Source organism: Roseibium sp. M-1, assembly GCF_054515675.1.
Window position 1 is genome coordinate 6153207 of record NZ_CM137257.1, and the last position, 24378, is coordinate 6177584.

General features: G+C 60.2%; 21 protein-coding genes and 1 other RNA gene. 14 read left to right on the forward strand and 8 right to left on the reverse strand.

Annotation, left to right across the window (positions count from 1 at the left end):
• Position 1: 1 nt before the first annotated feature.
• Positions 2–1468 carry a glycosyltransferase family 39 protein gene (locus ACX3M4_RS27675; RefSeq protein ID WP_459356147.1) on the reverse strand — a complete coding sequence of 489 codons (1467 nt, stop codon included), beginning with the start codon at positions 1466–1468 and terminating at the stop codon, positions 2–4.
• Between the two features lie 222 nt (positions 1469–1690).
• Between ACX3M4_RS27675 and ACX3M4_RS27680 the strand changes: the two genes are divergently transcribed.
• The 7 genes from ACX3M4_RS27680 to arsH all read left to right on the forward strand — a co-directional run bounded on the left by ACX3M4_RS27680 (position 1691) and on the right by arsH (position 7096).
• Positions 1691–2686 (forward strand): TRAP transporter substrate-binding protein, encoded by a 996-nt coding sequence (locus ACX3M4_RS27680; protein WP_459356148.1) that lies wholly within the window; start codon positions 1691–1693, stop codon positions 2684–2686.
• Between the two features lie 275 nt (positions 2687–2961).
• Positions 2962–3519, forward strand: coding sequence for a TRAP transporter small permease (locus ACX3M4_RS27685; RefSeq protein WP_459356149.1), 558 nt, complete (start codon positions 2962–2964; stop codon positions 3517–3519).
• Positions 3519–4814: a TRAP transporter large permease gene (locus ACX3M4_RS27690; RefSeq protein ID WP_459356150.1), complete on the forward strand. Its 1296-nt coding sequence runs from the start codon at positions 3519–3521 to the stop codon at positions 4812–4814. The genes ACX3M4_RS27685 and ACX3M4_RS27690 overlap by 1 nt, the downstream gene beginning before the upstream one ends.
• 243 nt (positions 4815–5057) lie before the next feature.
• Positions 5058–5516, forward strand: coding sequence for a winged helix DNA-binding protein (locus tag ACX3M4_RS27695; protein ID WP_459359510.1), 459 nt, complete (start codon positions 5058–5060; stop codon positions 5514–5516).
• Positions 5517–5585: 69 nt separating this feature from the next.
• Complete coding sequence (locus ACX3M4_RS27700) at positions 5586–5933, forward strand: ArsR/SmtB family transcription factor (RefSeq protein WP_459356151.1); 348 nt, start codon at positions 5586–5588, stop codon at positions 5931–5933.
• 16 nt (positions 5934–5949) lie between these two features.
• A complete protein-coding gene (gene arsC / locus ACX3M4_RS27705; RefSeq protein ID WP_459356152.1) occupies positions 5950–6363 on the forward strand; it encodes an arsenate reductase (glutaredoxin) in 414 nt (137 codons plus the stop codon).
• A 31-nt stretch (positions 6364–6394) separates the two neighbouring features.
• Positions 6395–7096 (forward strand): arsenical resistance protein ArsH, encoded by a 702-nt coding sequence (gene arsH, locus ACX3M4_RS27710; protein ID WP_459359511.1) that lies wholly within the window; start codon positions 6395–6397, stop codon positions 7094–7096.
• Positions 7097–7105: 9 nt separating this feature from the next.
• Here arsH and ACX3M4_RS27715 read toward each other — a convergent pair whose 3' ends face one another.
• The gene (locus tag ACX3M4_RS27715; RefSeq protein WP_459356153.1) at positions 7106–9037 is read right to left on the reverse strand and encodes a putative bifunctional diguanylate cyclase/phosphodiesterase; all 1932 of its coding nucleotides are present in this window, start codon (positions 9035–9037) and stop codon (positions 7106–7108) included.
• Between the two features lie 495 nt (positions 9038–9532).
• Here ACX3M4_RS27715 and ACX3M4_RS27720 point away from each other — a divergent pair, with 495 nt between their 5' ends.
• The 3 genes from ACX3M4_RS27720 to ACX3M4_RS27730 all read left to right on the forward strand — a co-directional run bounded on the left by ACX3M4_RS27720 (position 9533) and on the right by ACX3M4_RS27730 (position 12079).
• Positions 9533–10225, forward strand: coding sequence for a TerB family tellurite resistance protein (locus ACX3M4_RS27720; RefSeq protein WP_459356154.1), 693 nt, complete (start codon positions 9533–9535; stop codon positions 10223–10225).
• Positions 10222–10986 (forward strand): N-acetylmuramoyl-L-alanine amidase, encoded by a 765-nt coding sequence (locus ACX3M4_RS27725; protein ID WP_459356155.1) that lies wholly within the window; start codon positions 10222–10224, stop codon positions 10984–10986. The genes ACX3M4_RS27720 and ACX3M4_RS27725 overlap by 4 nt, the downstream gene beginning before the upstream one ends.
• Before the next feature lie 451 nt (positions 10987–11437).
• Positions 11438–12079: a lytic transglycosylase domain-containing protein gene (locus ACX3M4_RS27730; RefSeq protein WP_459356156.1), complete on the forward strand. Its 642-nt coding sequence runs from the start codon at positions 11438–11440 to the stop codon at positions 12077–12079.
• Positions 12080–12163: 84 nt separating this feature from the next.
• Here ACX3M4_RS27730 and ACX3M4_RS27735 read toward each other — a convergent pair whose 3' ends face one another.
• Entirely contained in the window at positions 12164–12838 is a 675-nt protein-coding gene (locus ACX3M4_RS27735; protein WP_459356157.1) for a pyridoxamine 5'-phosphate oxidase family protein, read from the reverse strand.
• Positions 12839–12921: 83 nt separating this feature from the next.
• Between ACX3M4_RS27735 and pdxR the strand changes: the two genes are divergently transcribed.
• A complete protein-coding gene (gene pdxR / locus ACX3M4_RS27740; RefSeq protein ID WP_459356158.1) occupies positions 12922–14397 on the forward strand; it encodes a MocR-like pyridoxine biosynthesis transcription factor PdxR in 1476 nt (491 codons plus the stop codon).
• A gap of 20 nt (positions 14398–14417) precedes the next feature.
• Here pdxR and ACX3M4_RS27745 read toward each other — a convergent pair whose 3' ends face one another.
• From ACX3M4_RS27745 to ACX3M4_RS27755, 3 genes are all read right to left on the reverse strand, one after another.
• Complete coding sequence (locus tag ACX3M4_RS27745; RefSeq protein ID WP_459356159.1) at positions 14418–16103, reverse strand: methyl-accepting chemotaxis protein; 1686 nt, start codon at positions 16101–16103, stop codon at positions 14418–14420.
• Positions 16104–16116: 13 nt separating this feature from the next.
• Complete coding sequence (locus ACX3M4_RS27750) at positions 16117–16719, reverse strand: hypothetical protein (protein WP_459356160.1); 603 nt, start codon at positions 16717–16719, stop codon at positions 16117–16119.
• Between the two features lie 126 nt (positions 16720–16845).
• Positions 16846–17172 (reverse strand): hypothetical protein, encoded by a 327-nt coding sequence (locus ACX3M4_RS27755; RefSeq protein WP_459356161.1) that lies wholly within the window; start codon positions 17170–17172, stop codon positions 16846–16848.
• A gap of 207 nt (positions 17173–17379) precedes the next feature.
• Between ACX3M4_RS27755 and rnpB the strand changes: the two genes are divergently transcribed.
• Positions 17380–17788, forward strand: an RNA gene (gene rnpB, locus ACX3M4_RS27760) — RNase P RNA component class A.
• Positions 17789–17796: 8 nt separating this feature from the next.
• On the opposite strand, the gene ACX3M4_RS27765 is transcribed toward rnpB, so the two are convergent.
• Together ACX3M4_RS27765 and ACX3M4_RS27770 are read right to left on the reverse strand one after the other, a co-directional pair.
• Positions 17797–19284, reverse strand: a complete 1488-nt coding sequence (locus ACX3M4_RS27765) for a flavin-containing monooxygenase (RefSeq protein ID WP_459356162.1) — start codon at positions 19282–19284, stop codon at positions 17797–17799.
• 31 nt (positions 19285–19315) lie between these two features.
• The gene (locus ACX3M4_RS27770) at positions 19316–19762 is read right to left on the reverse strand and encodes a cupin domain-containing protein (RefSeq protein ID WP_459356163.1); all 447 of its coding nucleotides are present in this window, start codon (positions 19760–19762) and stop codon (positions 19316–19318) included.
• 165 nt (positions 19763–19927) lie between these two features.
• Here ACX3M4_RS27770 and ACX3M4_RS27775 point away from each other — a divergent pair, with 165 nt between their 5' ends.
• Together ACX3M4_RS27775 and ACX3M4_RS27780 are read left to right on the forward strand one after the other, a co-directional pair.
• Positions 19928–20926, forward strand: coding sequence for an AraC-like ligand-binding domain-containing protein (locus tag ACX3M4_RS27775; protein ID WP_459356164.1), 999 nt, complete (start codon positions 19928–19930; stop codon positions 20924–20926).
• 191 nt (positions 20927–21117) lie between these two features.
• Positions 21118–24105, forward strand: a complete 2988-nt coding sequence (locus tag ACX3M4_RS27780) for a hypothetical protein (RefSeq protein ID WP_459356165.1) — start codon at positions 21118–21120, stop codon at positions 24103–24105.
• Positions 24106–24378 lie beyond the last annotated feature (273 nt).

The window sequence follows — 24378 nt, forward strand, 5'->3', positions numbered from 1 at the left end:
ATTACAGTTTTTCTGCTGACCGCTTCAGCAGCCGCAACCCACTGGTCCCCCAACCGAAGCGCTGGGCTACTATGACCTCTTCGTTGACGCCAAAGGCCTCCATGGCTTCTCGTGTTTCCATCTCGCTGCCGTGAACCAGCAGCAGCCAGCAGTTGCCTGTGGTGCAGTCTTCCGACAGACGTTTCAGGTCTGCCAGCGTCTCTGCTGGGGCAAATGCTTCAGTTCCACGTAGGTAATAGGCAAGGGCAGGGGCGGCAAAACCCTTATAGAGAACAAGCCGGTCACCGGCTTCCCGCCGTGCCTCATAGGCTTCTGCGATGCTGCGCCATTCCGGCCTGATCTTGTGCTGCAGCGTAAAGCGGAGTTCGGGGAGCGCCAGTATCAGCGCAACGGCGAAAAGTAGAAGTGGCACAATCCGCAATGGCAAACGGCACACTGCGCTTGAGGCGAGCAACAAAAGGCCGGGCCAGGCCGCGATCAGGTACCTGTCGAACAGGATCGGCTGTACCAGGACGGAATAGAGATACGCCAGCAAAGGCGGGCCTGCCGTATAAGCGATGCAGATGAGTTGCTCACGTCCCGTTTTAGTGCCTGTTCGGTCTCCGCACGCAGCGACGACAGTCATGCCAACGCCGACAAGTGCGAGGCCCGCCAGCAGCCAGAAGAGAACCAGCGAGCCGGCCATGCTGAAAGCGACTGTTCGCAGGAACGGCAAGTCGGGATAGGCGATCCAGAAGCCAGCCTCGGCGACGGAACGTGCGCGTCCTGCGAGAATGAGCAACCAGGGCAGAAACGCAAGAGCGCTTGCGCCCATGGCAAGGCAGGCTGCAAGGGCATTCGACATCCGCAAGTGTCCCGCCCTGGCGGTGTCGATCAAGACCAAGACCGCACATGCAAGACCAACCGCTCCAAAGCCGAGCAGCGCATAGAAGTGGCTGTAGAGAAAAAGTGCTCCACTCAGGGCGAGCGCGACGGCCCAATTTACCTTAGGTCTTTCCAGAACCTTCATCGCGGACAACAGGAACGCCAGGCCGGTCGTGGCAAGAAGCGCATACATCCGGGCTTCCGTCGAATACCAGATGTGAAAGGGAGAAACCGCAAGGAGGGCGGCGGCCAAAAGTCCGGCGGACCGGCCTGCCGTCTGTTTTCCAGCGAAGTAGCACAGCCAGACGGCAATGACCCCGAGCACTGCCGAAGGCAGGCGCAACGCGGTTTCGCTGTCTCCGATGACCGGCGTGGTCAGCCATAGAAGGATGTTGTGCAGCGGTGGATAATTGTCCGCCGCCACCAAGCCGAGCAGGTTGTCAAACGATCCTTGTGACTGGCTCCAACTGACGGCTTCGTCATACCAGATACTCGTGCGATCAAGCCAAGGCAGGCGCAGCGCCGCGGCGACGATCAATATTAGGGTCAGGGTCAGGCGGCTGGCATTCTCGCCGGTCAGATATCGTCCTGTGATCTGCTGCAAGAATGCGTATCCCCAAAAGCGTTGTGCAAACGCTAGTCAATCGTGCGCCAAGAGGGAAGGAGAATGCAGGTTCGGATCTGATAATAACAATTTATCGATAAAATGTTGATGTTTTCAAATTTTGAGTCTACTCTGGTTTCAGATGCGCTCTCCAAGGTGTTCGAAGAATGCACCGGAAGCAGCATCCCGACGGGCATGGCCCGCTTCCAAGAGGAGAAGAAAATGCTGCAATCTCGTTTCCTGACTCGCGCCGGTGTTCACCTGGCCGCCGCTGCCGCCTTCACCCTGGCTGGCTTCACCGCTGCTTCCGCCGAAACCAAGTGGGACATGCCGACGCCGTATGGCGACGGCAACTTCCACACCCAGAATATCGCTGCCTTCGCCGATGAAGTTAAGGACAAGACCGGTGGTTCGCTGGTCATCCAGATCCATTCCGCCGGGTCGCTGTTCAAGCATCCGGAAATCAAGAACGCCGTGCGCAAGGGCCTTGCCCCGATCGGCGAAATCCTGGTGTCGCGCCTTTCCAACGAAGACCCGGTCTTCGGTGTCGATTCCGTTCCCTTCCTCGCTCCGTCCTATGATCAGGCCTGGAAGCTCTACCAAGCCTCCAAGCCTGCCATGGAAGAAAAGCTCGGCGAACAGGGGTTGCAGCTGCTCTTCTCGGTGCCGTGGCCGCCCCAGGGCATTTATGCCCAGAAGGAAGTCACCAAGCTCGAGGACCTGAGCGGCCTCAAGATCCGTGCCTACAATGCCGCGACCGAACGCCTGGCCATTCTGGCAGGTGGCGTGACGGCACAGATCGAGGCGCCGGACATTCCGACGGCCTTCTCGACCGGCCGCGTCGATGCCATGATCACCTCTCCCTCCACCGGTGCCAACTCAAAGGCCTGGGACTTCGTCAGCCACTACCACGACACGCAGGCCTGGCTGCCGAAGAACATGGTCTTCGTGAACAAGGCGGCCTTCGATGCATTGAGTGATGAAGAAAAGGCCATTGTACTCGAAGCTGCCGACCTTGCCGAAAAGCGCGGCTGGGAAGCTTCCAAGGTGGAAACCAAGACGCAGACCCAGGTTCTGGCTGACAATGGCGTCACCGTCGTCCAGCCGTCCAGCGAGCTGATCGAGGAACTTGCCGCCATTGGCGAGACCATGGCAACCGAATGGCAGGCCGAAGCCGGCGACACCGGCGCGGAAATCCTCAAAGCCTACAAGAACTGACACAACGACGCCGGGCCAAGTGCCCGGCGTCTTTCTATCAGCAGCGCAGAGCAAGCATGCTTTGATTGAGCTGTTTGACGGTGGAGTTCGGATCACTCGCTTGAATAATGCCCAGGGGTGCTCTCCGCCACTCCCTGAATGAAGGGCTGTCACAGGCACTGTGCAAGCGACCAGTGGTGTACGGCAGGAAATGCCTCGCCCAAAGCCCGCGCAATTGCGATCCGGTCAAACGATCAACTACAAATAAAACTTGCTCTTACCGGTGGGGGAAGCCGATGCGAAAGGCTTTGAATACGCTTTACAAGACCTCGACGGCACTGGCCGCGTGTTGTCTGGTGACCATCGCCACTCTCGTGGCGCTTCAAGTGATTGGCCGCATTGCCGACTGGGCTTTAAAAGCAGCCGGATTAGAACCGCTGCAGTTCCAGGTGCCCTCGTTGGCGGAAATTGCCGGTTTCCTGCTTGTCGGGGCGTCGTTTCTTGCGCTCGCCGGCACGCTCCGCAACAACGATCACATCCGCGTCTCGATGCTGCTTCAGGCTGTGCCTGCCGGGGCTGCGCGCCTGCTCAACATCTGGGTAATCGCCGTCGCTTTGGCACTGGCCGTTTTCTTCACCTGGAATGCAGGGCTGCTCGCACTCGACAGCTACAAATACCATGAGACGTCCTTTGGCATCATTCCGATCCCGCTGGTCTTTCCACAAGGTGTGATGACTTTGGGTCTCGCGGTCTTTTCCATTTCTCTGCTGGACGACCTCATCCTGTCGCTGACCGGCGGAGCGCCGAGCTTTGAAACCGCTGTCAAAGCCGATCCGATCGAGGGGAAAGAATAATGGACCTCTCTCTCGTTGCATTTCTTCTCGGCCTCGGCATGCTGGCGGCGCTCGCCACCGGCATCTGGGTGGCCGTGGCGCTTTTCTCAGTTGCCCTTGCCGCGATGATGTTCCTGGTCTCCGCGCCCGCCGGTCCCGTCATGGCGACCACCGTCTGGGGTGCCGCCAACTCCTGGGATCTGACGGCCCTTCCCATGTTCATCTGGATGGGAGAGATCCTGTTCCGCTCGCGCCTGTCGGAAGACATGTTCACGGGCCTCTCGCCGTGGATGCGCAATCTTCCGGGCCGGCTGCTTCATGTGAACATTCTCGGCTGCGGCATCTTTGCCGCGGTCTCCGGGTCATCAGCGGCAACCACAGCCACCATCGGGCGCATGTCCCTGCCGGAACTGAAGCAACGCGGCTACGATGAGCACATGGCCATCGGTACGCTCGCCGGATCCGGCACGCTGGGCCTGCTCATTCCACCGTCGATCATCCTCATCGTCTATGGAGCGGCCACCGAGCAGTCCATCGCCCGCCTGTTCATGGCAGGTGTCCTGCCCGGCGTCATGCTCTGCGTTCTCTTCATGGGGTATGTTGCGATCTGGTCTGTGATGAACCGCCAGAAGATGCCCGGCAAGGAAGAGGCCGTTCCCTTCATGCAGCGGCTGGTGGCAACGCAGCGGCTGTTCCCGGTGATCGGGCTGATCGTTGGCGTTATCGGGTCCATCTATGCCGGTATCGCTTCGCCGACCGAAGCAGCCGCCATCGGCGTGATGCTGTCTCTTGTGCTGTCCTGGGCGAGCGGTACGCTCAACCGGGAGAGTTTTGTAGGCGCCCTCATGGGGGCGACGCGCACTTCCTGCATGATCGCCTTCATTCTGGCGGGGGCAGCCTTCCTGACGGTCGCCATGGGCTACACGGGCATTCCGCGGGAGCTCGCGTCCTGGATCGGCTCCCTGAACCTGTCGCCGCACGCGTTGCTCATCGCCCTGACGTTGTTCTTCGTGGTGCTGGGCTGCTTCCTCGACGGGATCTCCGTCGTCGTGCTCACGACGTCCGTGATCCTACCCATGGTGGAACAGGCCGGGATGGATCTCATCTGGTTCGGCATCTACCTGGTTCTGGTGGTGGAAATGAGCCAGATCACGCCGCCGGTAGGCTTCAACCTGTTCGTTCTGCAGTCCATGACCGGGCACAACATCTTCAAGGTCGCCCGCATGGCGCTGCCGTTCTTCCTGCTGATGATCCTGGCGATCGTTCTGCTCGTGGCTTTTCCGGGCCTGGCACTCTGGTTGCCACAGGCCATGTAAATCCGCAGGCAAAAGGAAGGCACAGGCGTACTCGGAAGACCCCGGGGCAACTTGCGTTCTTTTCGTTCGCAGACTAAGTGCACTAGAACCAATAAACGGCCGGGCGCCTGCAATCGCCTTGATTGCAGGCGCCGGGTTTTGCGACAATCGTTCCGGAGACTGGATGTGAGCGACAAGACCGATCCGAATGCCGAACTGCCCATCGGCCCCGTCGTCTCGGCCGCACATCTTGCTTCCGGCGCGATGCCGGCTCTGTCCGAGATCGAATTCGCCGTCACGATGATGGTCAATGCCTATCACCGCTGGATGGCGCGCTGCATGGCAGCCAGCGGCTCGGAAGGGCTGGGGCCTCTCGACGTCCTGGTGTTGCATTCGGTCAATCACCGCGGCCGTGCCAAAACGCTGTCCGACATCTGCCTGGTGCTGAATATTGAGGACACCCATACGGTGACCTACGCCCTGAAGAAGCTCGAGAAGGCCGGGTTGATCGCCTCGGGCCGCCGGGGCAAGGAAAAGACAGCCCAGATCACGGCGTCCGGCGAGGCGGCGTGCCTCGAGTACCGGCGTCTGCGCGAGGCTCTGCTGGTCAAGCCGATGAAGGCGCTGGGCCTTGATGAAAACGAACTTTCCCGCCTTGCCGCCACCCTGCGGCTCGTCTCCGGCAATTACGACCAGGCCGCCCGCGCCGCTGCAGCCATGTGAAGCTGCGGCAGAAGGTCCATCTACGGCTTACCTCGTTGTATATTCCAAAATTTCTTGTAGTATCGAAATATGGAAGATCAGGAAGCCATATCCGCGCTAGGTGCCTTGGCCCAGGAAGACCGTCTGGCGGCCTTTCGCCTGCTTATGGCAGAGGGACCGGCAGGGCTGCCTTCAGGCAGCGTTGCCGATCGCCTCGACATTCAGCCGACACGGATGTCGTTTCATCTGACAACGCTGGAACGGGTCGGCCTGCTGACGGCACGGCGGGACGGCCGGCATATCCACTATGCAGTGGACTATGCGCGGATGCGGGGGCTTCTGGCCTTCCTGATGGACGATTGCTGCGGCGGCAACCCGGCTGTTTGCTGTCTTCCCTCCAACAAGAATTCAACAGAGCCAGAGCTCAAAGGCGCTTGACAGGATTTTCGCCAATATGACCATCACCATCTATCACAATCCGGCTTGCGGTACGTCCCGCAACACGCTGGAAATGATCCGCAAATCCGGAGTAGAGCCCGAGATTGTCGAATATCTGAAGACACCGCCGAGCCGGGAAGTGTTGGTGGATCTCATTGCCCGGATGGCGATTCCGCCGCGCGACCTCTTGCGCCAGAAGGGCACTCCCTATGACGAACTTGGTCTTGGCGAAGACAAATGGACAGACGACGAGCTGATTGACTTCATGATGGCGCATCCGATCCTAATCAACCGGCCGATCGTGGTCTCGGACAAGGGCGTGCGGCTCTGCCGTCCCTCGGAGCTGGTGCTCGATCTGTTGCCGTCGGACATTGGCAGCTTCACGAAGGAAGACGGCGAAGTCGTATCTACAGGCAGCTCCGGTGTCTGACCTGGATATTGCCGGGACCGGCCTTCTGAACGTGTCCGGCGAGGATCTTGCCCCGGTCAGTCGCGAGATGTTGTTTGCACCTGACGCCTTGACCCACCCGCCACGGATATTGCTGCTTTACGGATCTCTAAGGTCACGCTCCTACAGCCGTTTTCTGGTGCTGGAGGCGCAGCGGTTGCTTGAAACCCTAGGTGCCGAGACGAAGATCTTTGATCCTTCAGGTCTGCCGTTGCCGGACGATGCAGGCGCCGACCATCCGAAGGTCGCCGAGCTCAGGGAATTATGCGCCTGGTCGGAAGGGCAGGTCTGGTGTTCGCCTGAGCGGCACGGCGCCATGACAGGTGTCATGAAATCCCAGATCGACTGGATCCCGCTCAGTGTCGGCGCCATCCGGCCGACCCAGGGCAAGACCCTTGCCCTGATGCAGGTCTCCGGCGGTTCCCAGTCCTTCAACGCGGTAAACCAGATGAGGGTGCTTGGGCGCTGGATGCGCATGGTCACCATTCCCAACCAGTCTTCGGTACCCAAGGCCTATCTCGAATTCGACGACGAGGGACGGATGAAGCCGTCGCCGCTCTACGACCGGGTCGTGGACGTGATGGAAGAACTCATGAAGTTCACACTGCTGGTGCGCGGCCGTTCCGATTACCTTGTCGACCGTTATTCGGAGCGCAAGGCTGAGAGGGAAAAACGGTCAGCGGCGGCCGAGGCCGCTGTTGGAGCCGTGCGTTGAAGACCGTTTTCAGCCCGTCGATTTAAGCGGCAGCACTGCTGCATCCGGCGTCTGGGATGGCTGTCCGGTCGCAGGGGCTGAAACGGCCTTCGCGCTCTGCGCCAATTTCGGAGCCAGGCGGATCTTCGGCGAAGCGGGCATGCTTCTGTGCTGCTGCTGCGGGAACCAGCGGCCGCCTGAAGTGTTCAGCGGGAAGATCGGATATTCGCCTTCATGCTTGGCAACCGTATCCGGCTTGCCGAACATATAGCCCTGAACCAGATCGCAGCCGGCAGCGCAGAGCAGGATCGCCTGATCCTCCGTCTCCACCCCTTCTGCGGTAATGGTGACGTCGAGCGAGCGGCCGAGACCGACAATCGAGGTCACGATGGCGTCCGTGCTGGCATCCTTGCCGAGATTGGCGATGAAGGCCTTGTCGATCTTGATCTTGTCGAATGGGAACAGGCTCAGGTAGCTGAGCGACGAATAGCCTGTGCCGAAGTCGTCCATGGCAATGGAAACCCCCATGTCGCGGATCTGGCGCAGGGTCTCGATGACGGCGTCGGTATTGGAGATCAGCAGGCTTTCGGTGATTTCGATTTCCAGACGCCTGGGGTCAAGTCGGGAATTCTGCAAGGCCTGGGCGACCCGTTTCTGCGTCTCGCCGGCGATGAACTGTGCCGGAGAGACATTCACTGCGACCCGGCGGCTCTGGTTGGGCCAAAGGGCCGCCTCGTGGCAGGCATGGTTCAGAACCCAGGTGCCGATCTCCTCGATCAGTCCGGTGTCCTCGGCGATCGGAATGAAAATGTCGGGCCGGATGGTGCCCTTTGACGGATGGTCCCAGCGGATCAGGGCTTCATAACCCTTCAGGGAACCGTCCTTCAACGCGTATTGGGGCTGATAGAGCAGCTTGAACTGGTCGAACTTCAAGGCTTTCACCAGTCCTTCCTCGATTTCCTTGCGCTTTTGCGCTTCGGCATCGAGCCCTGGCGTATACCAGGAGAAGGTAGACCGGCCGCTATGCTTGGCCCTGTAGAGCGCAAGGTCGGCGCAGTGCAAGAGGCGGGAAGCGCGCCAGGAGCCGTCAGTCGCCCGCGCCAGACCGATTGACAGCGAGATCTTGATTTCCTTGCCGTCGATCACGCAGGGCACTTCGGTCGCGGAAAGCATGTCGGCAGCCAGGCGCGTCATGCGGGCCGGGTCCGAAACTGAGGTCAGCATGACCGCGAATTCGTCGCCGGAAAGCCGTGCGACCAGGTGATTGCCGAACACGGCTTTCAGTCGCTCGCCGACAATCTGGAGGAAGACGTCACCGATGCCGTGGCCGTAGGTGTCATTGATTTCCTTGAACTTGTCGACATCGACCAGCATGACGCCGATATTCGACGCCTTCGCCTGGGCCAGGCGCAGCGCTTCCGTCAGCCGGGCGTTGAAGACGGCCCGGTTGGGCAATCCCGTCAGCGTGTCGTGGTGCGCAAGATACTGGATGTCCCGGTTGGTGCGCACCTGATCGTAGAACCGCATCCACAAAAGGATGCCCGCAAAGACGAAGGACGCGAGGCAAAGACCTCCGATTGCGGCGCTAATCGACCAGATCAGCGGCGACAGGCTTGCGAGTATGTCCGACTGGGTCACAAGCAGCAGCAAGCCCGGATAGTCCGGCTGAACATTGTTTGGACGGAACGCCACCAGCGCGTTTGCCCCGAACTTGCCCTGCCAGTTCATGTCCGGGATTGCGACGAGTTCCTTGTCGCTGTTAAAGGCGATTTTGGCAGTCGACAAGGTGTCCGAAGACAGGAGAAGTCCGTCGCTGTACCAGGGGATCTGGGCAAAACTTGTTGCCGGTTGCCCGTTCTCCGCCGGAGAAACCGGAAAGACGAGCGCGGCGTTAACGACAACGGAGATCCCGCCTTCGCGTTGGACGAGACCCCTCAGATACTCCAGGTCCGCGCTGCTCATATCGAATCCGGGTTGTTTGGCTTCGGAAAGCCGAAGGCCGGAAACCTCATGTGCGGCAGCCTTCGCATCGTTCAGCGCGAGGGTTTGCAGGGTGCCGCTAAGAGCTTGTTCTTGAGGAAGAAATGCCTGTTCCAGGCCGCGTACGACAAGCCAATGTGTCAACAGGCGGTTGCTCGCAAAAACTCCCAGCGCTAGTGTCAGCACCAGCGACATGGATATAAAGAAAATGACAATGTTGCTTCTTACCAGGGGAACGGCCATCCGGTGAGGCACCATCTTGCGAACGCGTGTCGTGAAAGCCTAGGCGGAATTCCTTTAACCATCATGAATCGTTGGCATCTGTCCCGTGTTAACAGGCCGGAGGGCACACGGGGCTGCGGCGTTGGGCCGTGCTGGCCAAATTCATTTCAGGCCGATATGAGTGGGGGCAGGATTGATTCACCCGGCTGGTCAAACAACCCGCCGGCCTATTCTCGTCTCCACGGGAGCTGATGTGTGAGTGTCTGGAGCAGCCTCGGCGCTATTGTAAGTTCGATCGGTAGCGGCAGCGCCCAGATCGTCGACCGGCTGGTCCAGCTCGTCCTGGCCCGGCCGGAAGGGACGAACAGCGTCGGTTTCACGGTCGCCATGATCGCGCTTTCCGCGAAGATGGCCAAGGCCGACGGCGTCGTGACAACGGACGAGATCCTGGCCTTCCGCGAGTTGTTCGACGTGCCTGCGGGCGAGGAGCGCAACGTGGAGCGGTTGTTCAACCTGGCGCAGGAAGACATCGCCGGGTTTGACGTCTATGCCAAGAAGCTGGCAGATCTCTTCCCCTATGATCGCAAGACACTGCTCGACATTCTGGATGGGCTTTTTCACATTGCGAAAGCTGACGGCGTCGTCCACGAGAGCGAAATAGGCTACCTTTCCCGGGTGGCTGAGGTTTTCGGAATCGATGACCGAGAATTTTCGAAGATTTTCGCCAGACATGTGCGCAACGACGGCAATCCCTATGAGGTGCTCGGACTGGGTCCCGAGGCGAGCGACGCGGATTTGAAGGCGCATTATCGCCGCGAGGTGCAGGAAACGCATCCCGATCGGCTTATCGCCCGCGGTGTTCCCGAGGAATTCGTGCGAATCGCCAACGACCGTCTCGCCGCACTGAACGATGCGTGGGCGAAGATCTGTGCGGAAAGAGGTCTATGAGCGTTGCGACTGATACCGGGGTAAAAGCGAGAATTCACCCTTCGCCCAACCATGGCCAGCGGGCCCAGGGGGCACCGATCGACATGGTGGTGCTGCACTACACCGGAATGCCGACCGCCGAAGAGGCCCTGCAGCGCCTGTGCGATCCCCGGTCCGAAGTGTCTGCGCATTATCTTGTCGATGAGAACGGCTCGATCCTGCAATGCGTCCCGGAGGCTCGCAGGGCCTGGCATGCGGGGCGCAGCTTCTGGAAGGGCGAGACGGATATCAATTCCAGGTCCATCGGCATCGAGATCGTCAATCCGGGCCACGAGCATGGCTACCGGCCGTTTCCGGAAACCCAGGTTGCCGCCGTTATCGCACTGGTACGCGATGTCTGCCTCCGGCACGGTATCCATCCCTGGATGGTACTGGCCCATTCCGACATCGCGCCGGACCGCAAGGAAGATCCGGGCGAGTTGTTCCCCTGGGACCGGCTGGCAGAACAAGGCCTCGGGCTATATGTCGGCCATCAACCCCAGGGCGGTGGCGTGCTCATGCAGGAAGGGGACAGCGGCCAGCCAGTAGAGGCCTTGCAGTCGATGCTGGCACTCTACGGCTACGAGGTCGATATCACGGGAGACTTCGATCAGAAGACACGGCAGGTCGTCACGGCCTTTCAGCGCCATTTCCGGCAGGAGAAGGTGGATGGTGTCGTGGACCTGTCGACGATCGAAACCCTTGACGCCTTGCTGCGCAAGCTGCCGTCGCTGAGGGGGTGACAGCAGGACGTTCGGCTGCGACGCGTGCCAGCGTGACATGTCAGCACGCAATACGTCGCCGCTTCCAGCAAAGTTCCTGCTATCCAGCCGGACTGAACGCGCAGGCGTCGAAAAAGTTTCCGCGCTGCAGCATTTTTTACCGGACAGACGGGCGGGGCGTCACAGAATTTCTCCTGAGGGTCCCCTAATCGACAAATTCCATGCTTATTGTCGCCATATTCTACCTGATCTGACAAGAATTCGCATGAATTATCTGTAATATTCAGTAACAATTTGAAATAATTCGTGATGGGAAAGCGCCCATTTTCGTCCCATACGTCCTTCATTTCTCCGCCCCGATTTCAACGCAACGAAAACCAAAAGGGTTGGACGAATGTTACGGTCATTCAAAACTCTGACTGGGGCGCTTTGCCTTTTCGCCTACGCAACTACTCTTGCTGCTCCCTCCGCAATGGCATCCAGCGTCGGATCCGGGTCAGACCCGATCCTGCATGTCATCGATCCGGAAAAAGCACGCGCGGCTGCCGAAACTAAGCCGTCTGTTGGTTCGGGCAACAAGCCGATCCTGCATGTCATAGAAGCGGACACGCAGGACAAGTCGGCCAAGACCACCAAGACCACCAAAACCACCAAGAACACCAAGGCCATCAAGACCGCCAGCGTGAAGCGTGCGACGTCGCCGAAGCGGGCGAGTGCGCCGGTTGCTGCGAAGATCAGCAAGGACAAATACGCGACCCTGATCCGCAAGGCGGCCGCAAAGCATGGCGTGCCGGTGCAGATCGCCAAGGCCGTTGTCCAGGTGGAAAGCAATTTCAATCCGCGCGCACGCGGCAGTGCCGGCGAAGTCGGGCTGATGCAGATCAAGCCGGCCACCGCACGCGGTATCGGCTATCGCGGTTCGACAACGGCCCTTTACGATCCGGAAACCAATCTGGAGTGGGGCATGAAGTATCTCGCCGGTGCACACAAGAAAGCTGGTGGCGATGTCTGTGGCACGATCCTGCGCTACAACGCCGGACACTTTGCGAAGCGCATGAACCCTGTCAGCAAGCGCTACTGCTCCAAGGTCAAGCAGATCCTGGCATCCAGCTGACCGGGAACTCTGTTGCCTGCAGGCTCTGTCGTGGGCCTGAAGACCCTGCCGGGAAACCGGCGGGGTCTTTTGCTTCAGGGGTGTTCAGGCGAATTTCTTGCGGGCAGCCGGAACGGACGCGGGTACGGGCACCTGGGCGGAAACGTCCGCTGCAGCCAACGGCTGACCAAGCGCGGTGACGACCGGCACGACGCCTGCCCAGATGTCGAGACCAAGATCCTCCTTGTCGTCGACCGGGCCGCCGGTGCGCACCTTGGTGCTGACATGTTCGATATCGAGCACCAGGACACCGGTCGCCTTGTGTTCCTTCGCCATCATTTCCCGGCACTCGTCCCAGCGGCCAGGCAGAAGATGATCGGTGATCGCCGCTAGAGCAGTGATCTGTTCGGCCTCGTCCTCAACAAGCCGGGCTATGCCATGAACAATGGCGCAGCGGTAGTTCATCGAGTGGTGAAAGGCCGAGCGGGCGACCACAAGACCGTCCACAAGTGTCACGGTTACACTGGCCGGCACACCGCCGGCATTACTCTTGATGATGCGCGTGGTGCTGGCGCCATGGATATAGAGCTTGTCGCCGATGCGCGCATAGGCCATCGGGATCACCATCGGACGGTCTTCGTGGATAAAGCCGCAATGGGCCACCAGTCCCGCGTCCAGGATCTCGTAGGCGAGGGTCCGGTCATACGCGCCCCGGTTCATCTGGCGGATCTTCGCATACCGGGGCAGATCGGCGCCGCTGCGTTTTTCCAGCGTGGACATGTGCGGTCTCCCTTTATCCGTCCATCTTGTGTTTTGCTGTTTGCCGGATAAATTGGACCTATGAAAGGTCCGGTTTTCAAAAAATGGCAGAACCAGTTTTTCCAGAAGGCATCCTGACGCTTGACCGGTCGGGTGCGGTCCCGTTGTCCGAGCAGATCTATCGCGGACTTCGGGACGCCGTGCGCGCGGGATTGCTGCAATCGGGCAGCCGGCTGCCGTCGACCCGGCGTCTCGCGTCGATGCTTGCGGTCGCCCGCAACACGGTCAACTCGGCTTATGAGCTGCTTCAGGCCGAAGGCGTCATAATTCTGCGCACAGGTGCTGCTCCCCGCGTCACCGAGGGCCTCGTTCTGGAAGGCAAGGGAGTGCAAAAAACCATGCCTGCCGATGGTCCGGAACTTTCCCGGCGTGGCGAGCTGCTGAGTGCCAGCACACGCGGCGACGGCTGGGCATTCCGCCCCGGGGCCTTACAGCCCGGATCTCCCGCACTCGACTGCTTTCCTTTCGAGGAATGGGCACGCACCTTGCGGCGGGCAGCCAGGCTCGAACGCAGCACGGACCTGCACTATCAGAATTTCTGCGGGCTGGAAGAGCTGAAGCGGCAGCTCGCCCGGCATCTTGCGGCTGAACGAGGGGTCCGGGCGGAGCCTGAGCAGATCCTGATCACCGGGTCCACCCAAGCCTCCCTGACCCTTCTGACACAGATCCTGACCGACCCGGGTGACACGGTGTGGCTGGAAGACCCCGGATATCTGGGCGCCAGGACTGCCTTTTACGGCGCAGGGCTGACGATCCGTCCGCTGCCGACGGACGAAGAGGGCGCGGATGTGTCGAAGATGACGGGGGAAAATACATCGCCGCGGATGATCTACGTCACCCCCTCGCACCATTATCCGCTCGGTGCACGCATGCCTCTCGCCAGGCGTCTGTCGCTTCTGGAGGCCGCATCGGCTGCCGGTGCGACAATACTTGAAGACGATTACGACAGCGAGTTCCTGTTCGAGGGGCGTCCCGTTGCCGCCCTTCATGGCCTCGCGGAAGCTGGTCGGGTGATCTATCTCGGCACCTTTGCGAAGAGCCTGCTGCCGGGCCTCAGGATTGCCTATTGCGTTGTGCCACCGGCTTTGGTGGAACCGGTCTCGCAGACCATGCGCAACACCGGCACCGCAGCGAATGTGCAGGCCCAGGCGGCCTTGGCCCGGTTCATGGAAAGCGGCGCCTACCTGAAACATTTGCGGCAGATCCGCCAGATCTATCGCGAGCGTGGCAACCTGCTCTTTGAAACTCTCACACGGCGGCTTGGCAACCGGGTGGAAGTTGCGCCGCCGACAGGAAATGTCCAGCTCGCCGTCCGGTTTCGGGAGCCCGTCGACGACATCGCATTGGCGCTTGCCATGCAGGCGCGCGGGTTCGCCGTTTCACCGCTCAGCAATTGTTATCTCGGGCCGGACAAACGTGCAGGGCTCATCATCGGGTTTGCCGGAGCCACTATGGCCCAGATCGACGGCGGCGTGGCAGCGCTTGGTGACCTGCTGCGGGCAGAACCCCCTCCTGTGTAAGTGCGCAAGATCCAGGCGGCTCAGGCCGCCCGGACTTTACTCAAGAACTCCTGCATGGCCTGGCGCAAGGTGTTGGACTGGTCATGCAATTCACTGACTGCACCGTTCATCTCCGAGCTCAACCGAGCCGTTTCTCCGGCCGCGCCACTGACTTCCGAAATGGACCGGGACACGCCTTCCGTTCCCTGGGCAGCTTCCGTGACGCTGCTTGCGATTTCCGTTGTCGCAAGGTTTTGCTCCTCCGCGGCACCGGACATGGCGAGCGTGTTTTCCGAGATCTTCCGGACCATGCCGGCGACAGACCCCGTCGCCTCGGTCGAAGCGTCCGCTGCCTGGCGCATTTCCGTGATCTGGCGGTCGATTTCTTCCGTTGCCTTGGAGGTCTGTTCCGCCAGCGCCTTGACCTCGGAGGCGACGACGGCAAAGCCTTTGCCGGCTTCACCCGCACGCGCCGCCTCGATCGTGGCGTTGAGAGCAAGCAGGTTGGTCTGTTCAGCGATGTCCGTGATGAGTTTGGTCACATCGCCAATTCGCGAGACAACCTGTTGCACGGTGGTCACGGCCTGGTTGGACCGGTCCACTTCCGTTTCCGCGGCCTGGGCAATTTCAGATGACGAGCGGACCTGATCGGTGATCGCCCTGATCGAGGCGGAGAGCTCTTCCGTGGCACTGGCGACCGTGTTCACATTCGTCGTCGCCTGTTCGGCCGCGGCCGAAACCGCGAGAGCCTGCTCCGTCGTCGTATTGGCAATCGCTGACAGGGATCCGGCAGACCCGTGCAGTTCATCCAGCCTGGCGATCATGATGTTGCAGATTTCCAGAACCGTGCTTTCGAATTCGCTCGCCACCCGCTCCATTTCCTCGCGTTTGGTCCATTCGGCGTTTCTGCGTTCTTCCTCGGCCGCTTCTTCCAGATCCCGCGTACGGATAAGGTTTTCCCTGAAGACGCCCAGGGCGCGGCCCAGAAGCCCGATTTCGTCCCCGCGCTCGCCGATGTCGACGGTTTGTGAGGTGTCGCCCGTGGAAAGCTTTTCGGTAACCGCGGACAGGCGTGAGAGGGGGGCGGAGACAAAGACATGGTTGATGAAACCCAGCACCATGGCGAGAACCGTGAGGGCGAGAGCGCTTGCAATGGCAACGATCTGGACAGTGTTGAGGGCGCTGTTCTGGGCGATGACGGATTTCTGCCGTTCTTCGCCTACTGCTTGCGTCAGTTTCCAGCTTTCCTGCTGTACGGCTGCCAGAAGACCGGCGCTTTCCGGCGTCAGATCGATGGCCCTCGCCATGTCAACGGTTTCAGGCGAGCGCATGTAGTCAATCTGCCGCTTTGCAATCTCGGAATACCATGTCTCCCAGCTCGACTTCAGGCCTTCAATGCCGTCATGGAACTCGGGCAGGGAGGTGTCGATCGACATTCCTACTTGTGAAAACCGGTCCGTGATCTCACGGTTCAGCTCTTCCGATCTTGCAAGCAGGTCGCGGTTTCCGGTGAGCAGGAACGATTTGACGGCGAGTGCCTGTGCCGCAATCTTTTCCGTCAACTGAGCGGTCTGGGTATTCAGGTCCGCAAGGTCGTTTGCGGATTTCACTTCCCCGAGGGCCGCGTGGGTTCGATAGGCGCTCATGCCGCCGGCAACAGCTCCGATGAGGGCAAGCGTGAGGAAGCCTGCGGCGATTTTCTTGCTGACTGAGAGATTGTTGAACATCGGTCCGGTTCGCTTATGAGTTCTTGTCCTGGCGGCGAATGAGTTCAGTCAAGTTGAACTCGACTGTGGCAGCGCCAATGGCCTTGCCGGAAGACGGGTCTTTGACCGTTAGATTGAGCTGTGCGCGCCAGATCTTGCTGTCCTCGTCCCATTCGGGGGCATCGATGAAGACGGCTTCCGGGCCGTTCGGAAATGTTTTCTGGAACTTGTCCTCGTCCCCCTGCCAATAGTCGCTGGTGATGGAGCTCTGGCCGACATTCAGGCCGTTTGCATCCATGACGAAGATTTCAGGATAAAGTCCCAGCGATCCTGCTTGAACCCGCAAGAGGTAGATCGAGAGTGGGGCCGACAGCGTTTCAGAGATCAGGGGTTTGTCCTCGGCCTCCCGTTCCTGCCGCCATTGTTTGTCGAGCGCGTCGATATCGGACTGAGTAAGGGAACCACGCACATTGTTCTGGGCGTTGATCGACAATGCGACGATCGGATTGGACAGCCAGGTACCGACATTCTCAATGACGGCCGGCGTGATGAGAGCCTTTGGGTCCGGTGGTGTTTCGTCTGCCACGGCGGAGGAAGCGGCCAGGACAGCCGGCACCAGGATGCGCCAGATGTGCATTTTGTTCTCCAGTTCGAATATGGGTAAATTACAATTTAATTTACTTAAAATCGTATGAATAATTGTTGATGTTTCAAAGTATTATTTATTGTAAAATATAACATTGTAATATCTTTTATTTGATATCTAGATAAATAAATCAGATATCGAAATATGAGTTCGGGCAAGAAAATTCATTGTTTCGAAGTATTGAATTAAGGTGGCGTGCCTGGAAGCGAAGTGCGATTTGAGCTCAGGGCGCCGGTCTGAGACTGCCTTCGCTTGAGAAACTGACCGGACCGCTTGCAAAACGCGCCAGGTGAGGAAACCAAAAAGGTTGTTCACTGATTGAGGTTCGGTCGACTGACGGTGTCTTGAAGTCAACGCCGTCCTGCGGGCGTTGCCAATTGCAGATGGCGAGCCATCTTGGCAGGGCAGCGTTTCTTTGTTCTGAAGTTCTTTACGGAACTCCATGAGGCCACTCTCTCAGCAGGGTCTGGATGTAGCGTTCCGCCTTTCCGTTGGTCTTTGACGTTGAACGGGGAAGGGGCGGGACGAAATCCGGCTGTTGCCGGATCTCGCCTACCGGATTCTGAAGCCGGCCCGATTGCCTGTGCAATCGGCCATCCTGCGCATCGGCTTTGCTTGACCTTGGACCCAAACCCTCTTAAGTCCCATGCGCCAGTCGGCCGGACAGCCGCTGCCGCAAGTGCCGAAAGGCCGCGGGGGAGGAAAGTCCGGGCTCCATGGGAACACGGTGCCGGGTAACGCCCGGCGAGGGCGACCTCAGGGAAAGTGCCACAGAAAGCAAACCGCCCCGGCCAAATCGAAAGATCTGCCCGGGGTAAGGGTGAAAGGGTGGGGTAAGAGCCCACCGCGCACCTGGCAACAGGGGCGGCACGGTAAACCCCACCGGGAGCAAAACCGAATAGGGACAGCACGGACCGGAGCAATCCGGTCCAGGCCGGTTTCCAGGCCGGCTGTCCGGGTTGGTTGCGATAGGCGCCTGGCAACAGGCGTCACAGATGAATGGCTGTCACGTCCGTGAAAACGGGCCATACAGAACCCGGCTTACAGGCCGGCTGGCTCCAAACCTCCCTATCCGGCCGCATAGTGCGGCGTGCTTTGAAGAAACGTTCCGTAGGAATCGGCATCCGGATAGGAGAACTGCTCGGCGAGCGGGTTGGCACGCTTGCGTCTTGCTGCCCCCATGTCGGCCAGCAATTCATCGAAATGCCGGAAGTGGAACGGAGCCGAGCACAGGCCGCCATAGACCTTTGCCGCCGGACGCTCCTGCCGCCGCCAGCGCAGGTTCTCTTCGATATCCCGCCGCATGGTCTCTTCGCTCGGCTGCTTGGCAAGCCGGCCGTCCGCATAGCGTACCAGCCAGTTGGCGATCATTTCGGCGGAAAGCACCGTGCAGAAACTGGAATTGAAGCCGACGAAGCCCATGTCGGGCAGGTCCGGGTTCACCGACAACCGGTAAACGCGGTATTGCCCGTCCGGCTCGATCAGCTTGTCCCGGTATTCCTTCGCAAGATAAGGAACACCCAGCTTCCAGCCGACGGCGAGCACCGCCAGATCGCAGGGCAGTTGCTCCCCCGTCGACAGCACCGCCTTGCCCGCTTCATATCTGTCGAAGGTCCCCCGGACCGGCCGGATGGAGCCATTCTCGAAGCCTTCGAAGAGACCGGGGGTCACGATCGGAAGAGAACACGAGGCGTCCTTTTCGATCGGAACTTCCGGCACCATGTCCCATTTCTTCAATTTCAGCTGAAACTTGAGCAGGGTTTCGAGGCCGCGGAAATTTGCCCAGATCAACGGCTTGAAGAGCGTGTAGAGCGCCTTTCCGGCCGGCGACCTGCCCCAGGAATTGAACTGCTGTTCCTGGGCGCGCATGTAGAGCAGGCGCTTGAAGTTGATCCCGCCGACAAAATACGGCACCCGCCAGACCGGTTCACGATAGACCAGCGTCACGGACCTGGCCCCGTTCCGGGCGGCATTGACGACAAGATCCGTCGCCGATTTCGAGCCGCCCAGAACAACGACATGTTTGCCTTCGGCGAGCTTGCTGTCCGTGTAGTCGGAGCTGTGCAGGACAGTGCCCCCGGCGGCTTCGAAAGCTTCCTGACCCGGATGCGAGATGATGTTCTTGTCGGAGAACTGGCCGGTGCAGATGGCGACGAAATCGACATCCTCGCACCAGGTCCTGCCGGCGGCTTCCAGCGTCAGCGTCCAGCCGGGCTTGCCGTCCTGCCGCCGCTCCATGGAAACCACGCTCGTGTTCAACCGGAACAGGCGTGCCAGTTTGTGCTTGCGGGCATAGGCGTGCAGATAGGCATGCACCTGAGGGCCCTTGGGCCATTCCGGATAGTCGTCCGGCATGGCCATGTCGGTAAAGCGGTATAGGTCCTTGGGCGACTGGGTCTGCACGTCCGGATAGGAGCGCGACAGTTCCCAGACACCGCCGAAATCGTGGCTGCGTTCAATGCCGAGCACCCGGTGGCCGCGCGCGTCGAAGGCTTTTGCGGCCGCAAGTCCGCTCACGCCGCCGCCGATCACGGCGACAGTCTTGCGTTTCGTCATGCTGTTGTCCTCCTGCCTTTCGGGTGCAGGCTCAGGCCTGATCGGGCGGGGGCAGGAAGTCGACCTCGTGCAGGGCCGACAGCCGGACGAGTTCCGCCGGATCGCTGACGCCGTTGAGCGCACCGAAGAGATCGAACAGCTTCCGGGTTGGCGCGACGCCGAAGACGCAAGTCGCGGTCTTGCCCGAGCGGTTGAAGATGCCGTGTGCCTCGCCCATCGGCATGCGGATCGTGTCGCCGGCCCCGGCCTTGTGGGTCTTGCCGCCCATCTCGACCTCCAGTTCCCCCTCCAGCATGACGATCCACTCGTCCTGGGTTGGATGGATGTGCGGCGGCACGAAAGTCTCTGCGGGAATGACCGCGTGCCAGATGAAAGCGTTGCCGCTCAAGAGTTTGGGCGTATAGATGTGCCCGACGACATTCCAGCTGATCCCGTCCAGTCCCGCGCCGGCCGCGGTGATGCCTGATCCGTTGTGCATGATTGTTCCCCTCCATGCGTTGGTCTTTCGACGGGAAAAGGCTAAGCCCGCGGGGCGGAAATGTTTTATCCGGAAAACGAAAATTCCTTGCCCGGTGCTGTAAAATGCCGCATCGGCTGTAGCCTCGCCCTTGATCGGATCGGCAGACAACGGCAAGCTTCTGTCATGATGGCAGAGGGAAACCGCAGACAGCCGCTCAACCGCTTCCGCAGCTTCGCGACGACCGACGTCGACGAAGCAAGAGAGATCGTTGCCCGGCATTTCTGCAATCATCGCCTCGGTCGCTTTTCCGCCGGCGACAGCTTCGACGCCTGCCAGAACCGTGTTGCCGGACACGGCCTATCGTTGAATTATCTGCGCTACGGCGCTGATGTTTCGATCGATCCGGGCGAGCTCTCGGGCTTCTATCTCATCCAGATCCCGCTTGCCGGTGCCGCATCGGTACGAAACGGCAGCCAGTGCGTGCAATCGACCCCGAAGGTCGGGTCCATCCTCAATCCGGACCGCGGAACGACCATGCGCTGGCATGCAGGCTGCGAGCAGGTTCTGCTGCAGGTTGATCGGAAGTTCCTGCAGCAGGTGGCGGAACGGATTGCCGGCATGCAGGTCGGGCCGGTTCGCTTTCAGGCTGCGTTCGATCTCCAGGGTACGCCGGGCTCCCTCTGGCGCCGCCGCCTGTGCGGGGCATTCGCGGCCGCGGAAGAAGGACAGGCCTTTCAGGGAAACGACCTCCATGCCGGGAAGCATCTGGAAGAAGGTCTCGTGATCTCTCTTCTTTACGCGCAGCCCAGCACGGTGACGCCGCTGTTGCAGCGCAGGGACAGTGGCAGCGTGCCGGCCATCTTGAAGCGGGCCGTCAGTCTGATCAACGAGCGCTATCCGGAAGACCTGGGGCTGCTGGACCTCAGCGCCGAGGCCCGCACCACGCCTCGCAATCTGCAAATCCTCTTCAAGCGGGAATATGGCGTCTCGCCGCTGCGCTATCTCCAGGAGGTCCGGCTCAACGTTGCAAGGCACCTGCTTTTGAGCGAAGGTGCGCATCTGTCGATCGCCGACATTGCCGACCGGTCAGGGCACCGGCATCCGGGGCGCTTTGCCCAGGCCTACAAGGCCCGGTTCGGTGAAGCACCCCGTGAGACGAGGCAATGTTTGCCTTTCGAATAAATTTCTTGTTCTTGAGGAAGAAAACGCTTCCTAAAGTGTTCATTTGAAATTCAATTTACAGCTTCAGAAATTCGGCAAAATTGCGGTCTGAAGTCACGGTATTATCTTGAAAATTTAATCTGACGTCCATCTTTCCGAACTTCGCTCCGCCTAGCCTTCGAGTGTTCTACTCAAAACAGGCGGGTAAAAAGATGGAAGGTACGTTCGAAGACTTCATGTCGGCTCTTCTGGCCTTTGAATCGGGTTGGGATCGGGAGCGTTACAATGCGGGCATCATTCAGGATTGGCAGCTCGACCAATGGGCAGGCGGTCCGGTGGGAGACTATTATCCGGGCTATTCCAGCTGGTCCGATCTGAGCGACGCCGAGTGGCAGACGATGGCCTACAGGTCGATGAATTCCCTCGGCTTTGTCGGGTTCCAGTTCGGTGAGGCGCTGCTGATCGACCTCGGCTATTACGACGACACGGTGTTCTACGGCAACGGGGCGGCCTCCAACACCTGGGATGGCACATGGACCGGCAAGAACGGCGTCAATTCCCTGGAAGACTTCATGACGGCGGAGGCGCAGACCGTCGCGATCCAGGAAGCCTTCGGCTACAATCTGCAGGTCCTGGAGACACAGCTTGCGGCCGGGGGCAAGTCGCTGGGAGACTTCATCGGCCAGACAGCCAGCTATGTACAGAACGGCCAGACGGTGTCGGTTGAGCTGTCGTTGACCGGCATTCTCGCCGCCGCCCATCTGCGCGGTGCCTGGGGAACCGCAACGCTTCTCCTCAGTGGCTCCGTCAGTACGGATGAATACGGCACGTCGATCCTGCAATATGTCGACCAGTTCGGCGGCTATGACGCGCCGTCTGTTGCCGACCTGATCTCCTATTTCGAGGAGCGGCTGACGGGCGATGAAGGCCTCGGCACGCCCGGTGGGGGAGCGCCTGGCACAGGCGGGAATGGCGGCGGCAATGGGGCTGCCGGTGTCGGGGAAGGCGATGCCGATGTGGTGATCACCTGGTCCTGGGGCCAGAACGAGGTCGTCAACGGCTTCGACCCGGCGACGGACACGATCTTCATCGACTGGATCGGCGCTGCTGATCTTGACGTAACGCAGACGGCGGCGGGTGTGGTCTTTGAAGTTCCTTCCAACAACCAGACAACCACCCTGGCAGGCATTCAGCTTTCCGACCTGAGCGACGCCAATTTCACCATTCTGGACGGCGGTGCGGCCGCTGAAGTTCTCGGGTTGATCGGCGGCAGTGCTCCGGACACGCCCGATGTGCCCGATACGCCGGATGTACCCGATACGCCAGATGAGCCGGATACGCCCGACGAACCGGATACACCGGACATGCCGCCGGTCTCGCCCGGCAGCTGGAACGGGACCGCCGGTGTCACGGCGGCGACCGCGAGTGTGGTGATCACCTGGGCCTGGGGTACCAACCGGACGATCACGGATTTCGATCCCGCCAGCGATACGATCTTCATCGACTGGTTCGGGCCGGACGCGATCGATGTCGCGGAAGTCAATGGCGACACGGTCTTCACCATGGCCTCCAATAACCAGACACTGACCCTGGCCGGAATTGGCCTTGGCGACCTGTCGCATGCCAATTTCACAATTCAGAGCGTGGACACCGGCCAGGAAATCCTGTCTCAGGTCGGATCCGTACCCACGCTGCCAGTTGAACCACCTGTACCCGAGACCCCCGATACGCCTGACGGCCCGCAGATGGTCATGATCACGCCGGACAGTCCTACGAGGGTCATCCTCGATTTCAACCCGGCGACGGACATGGTTCATCTGGAGGCCGGGGTGACTGCCGCGCGGCTGGAATTCGGTGACTTCCCGCTCACTGTCGCCGATGTTGACGCGGGGCTCTCCATCAGGGTCCTGGGTCTTTCGGGCGATATTGTCAGTGAAACGGTTCTGGTCGGAGTTACGGCGTCAGAGCTCTCCATGAACAATTTCATGGTCGCGGAGCAATCTGCCCTGAATGAAGTGGCGACACTTCTGGGAACGTCCGTGGTTACCCCGGACACTGGCGGCTTCGACATCATCTACGACACGGACGGGTCCAATCCGCCGGTCCCCACCGGACCGAGCGATCTTGGCGGCGTCAACTGGGCAGCCGATTTCGGATCGGATGACATTGTCGGCTTCAACCCGGCCACCGACACCCTCGACTTCGGCAATGCCTCCGTCCACGGCCTGATCCTGAGCATGACACCGGCCGGCGAGCCGGTGATCGACAATCCGTGGGGGCCGGACATGCAGATCCTGCAAGGCGTGCAGCTCTCGGAACTGTCCATCGAAAGCTTTGGAATTGTCGGCAACGAGCACCTTCGCCAGGATCTGGGCGGCATCCTCTCGTGGGAGAAGGGCATCGGGCCACGGGCGGCGGACACGGTCTATATCCGCTCGCATGAATACGGCGCTTCGCAGGTGATCGACGGCTTCGATGCGGCCACGCAGAAGATCAGTTTCCTCTATTTCGGCACGCGTGAGCGTCTCAGTGTCGAGGACACTCCAAACGGCATGGTGATCAGCTCGCTGCCGAGCGGCCAGAGTTTCACCTTTGCCGGCGTTTCCAAGGCGGATCTCATCGCCGGCAATCTTGAGTTCCATCATGATCAGGTCATGGAGGACAACCTCGAAACCCCCTTCGGCTTTGATCAGAACGACGTGTCGCTGGTTTCACGGGAACAGCTTCTGACGCCCGAAGCCCCTCCGGGCGAGACCACGGACGGTTTCCAGGTGCGTGAGGGGGCGGGCGTGTCGCCCGATCCGGACACTCCGGGGACACCCGAAACACCGGGTACGCCGGACGATCCCGTCGTGCCGCCGGCAACGTCCGATGCGATCGTGCTGCAGCCGGGAGCGGACACGGTGCAGCTCACTTGGGCCTGGGGCCGCGTCTATGCGGTGCAGAATTTCGATGTGAGCGAGGACGTGCTGAACTTTGGCAGCCTCTCCGCGCAGGACGTCTCGATCGAGGAGGTGGGCTCCGATCTCCTGATCACGATCGAGAACAATGGCGGCCACGCCTATGTGCTGGAAGGATTGCAGGCCGAGGACCTGTCGATCGCCAACCTGACCGCTGCGGGCTGGAATGGTGTCGTGACCGGGACCGGCGGCATCGCGGAGCAGCTTGAGGCGCTAGGCAATGCCGATCTGCTGATGTGAGCCGCTCCACACGAAGCGGATCCGGAACAGGATAATTTCCGCCCCGAACGGGGTGATGCAGAGCAGACAGCGCCGCGCTTTTGCGCGGCGTTTTCATTCTCCACAAGTCTTTCAGGATAGGCAGAAATTGCCGGGTTTCCGCAGGCTTGAGGGCAAAACCTCCGTATTCCTGCGAATCCGATTCTACATTTGTGTCAAGGCTTCATTAAGCATGTTCGGCGTAACCTCTCCCGACGGGGTCGTGTGCGATCAAATCGAGCCGGAATCCAAGAG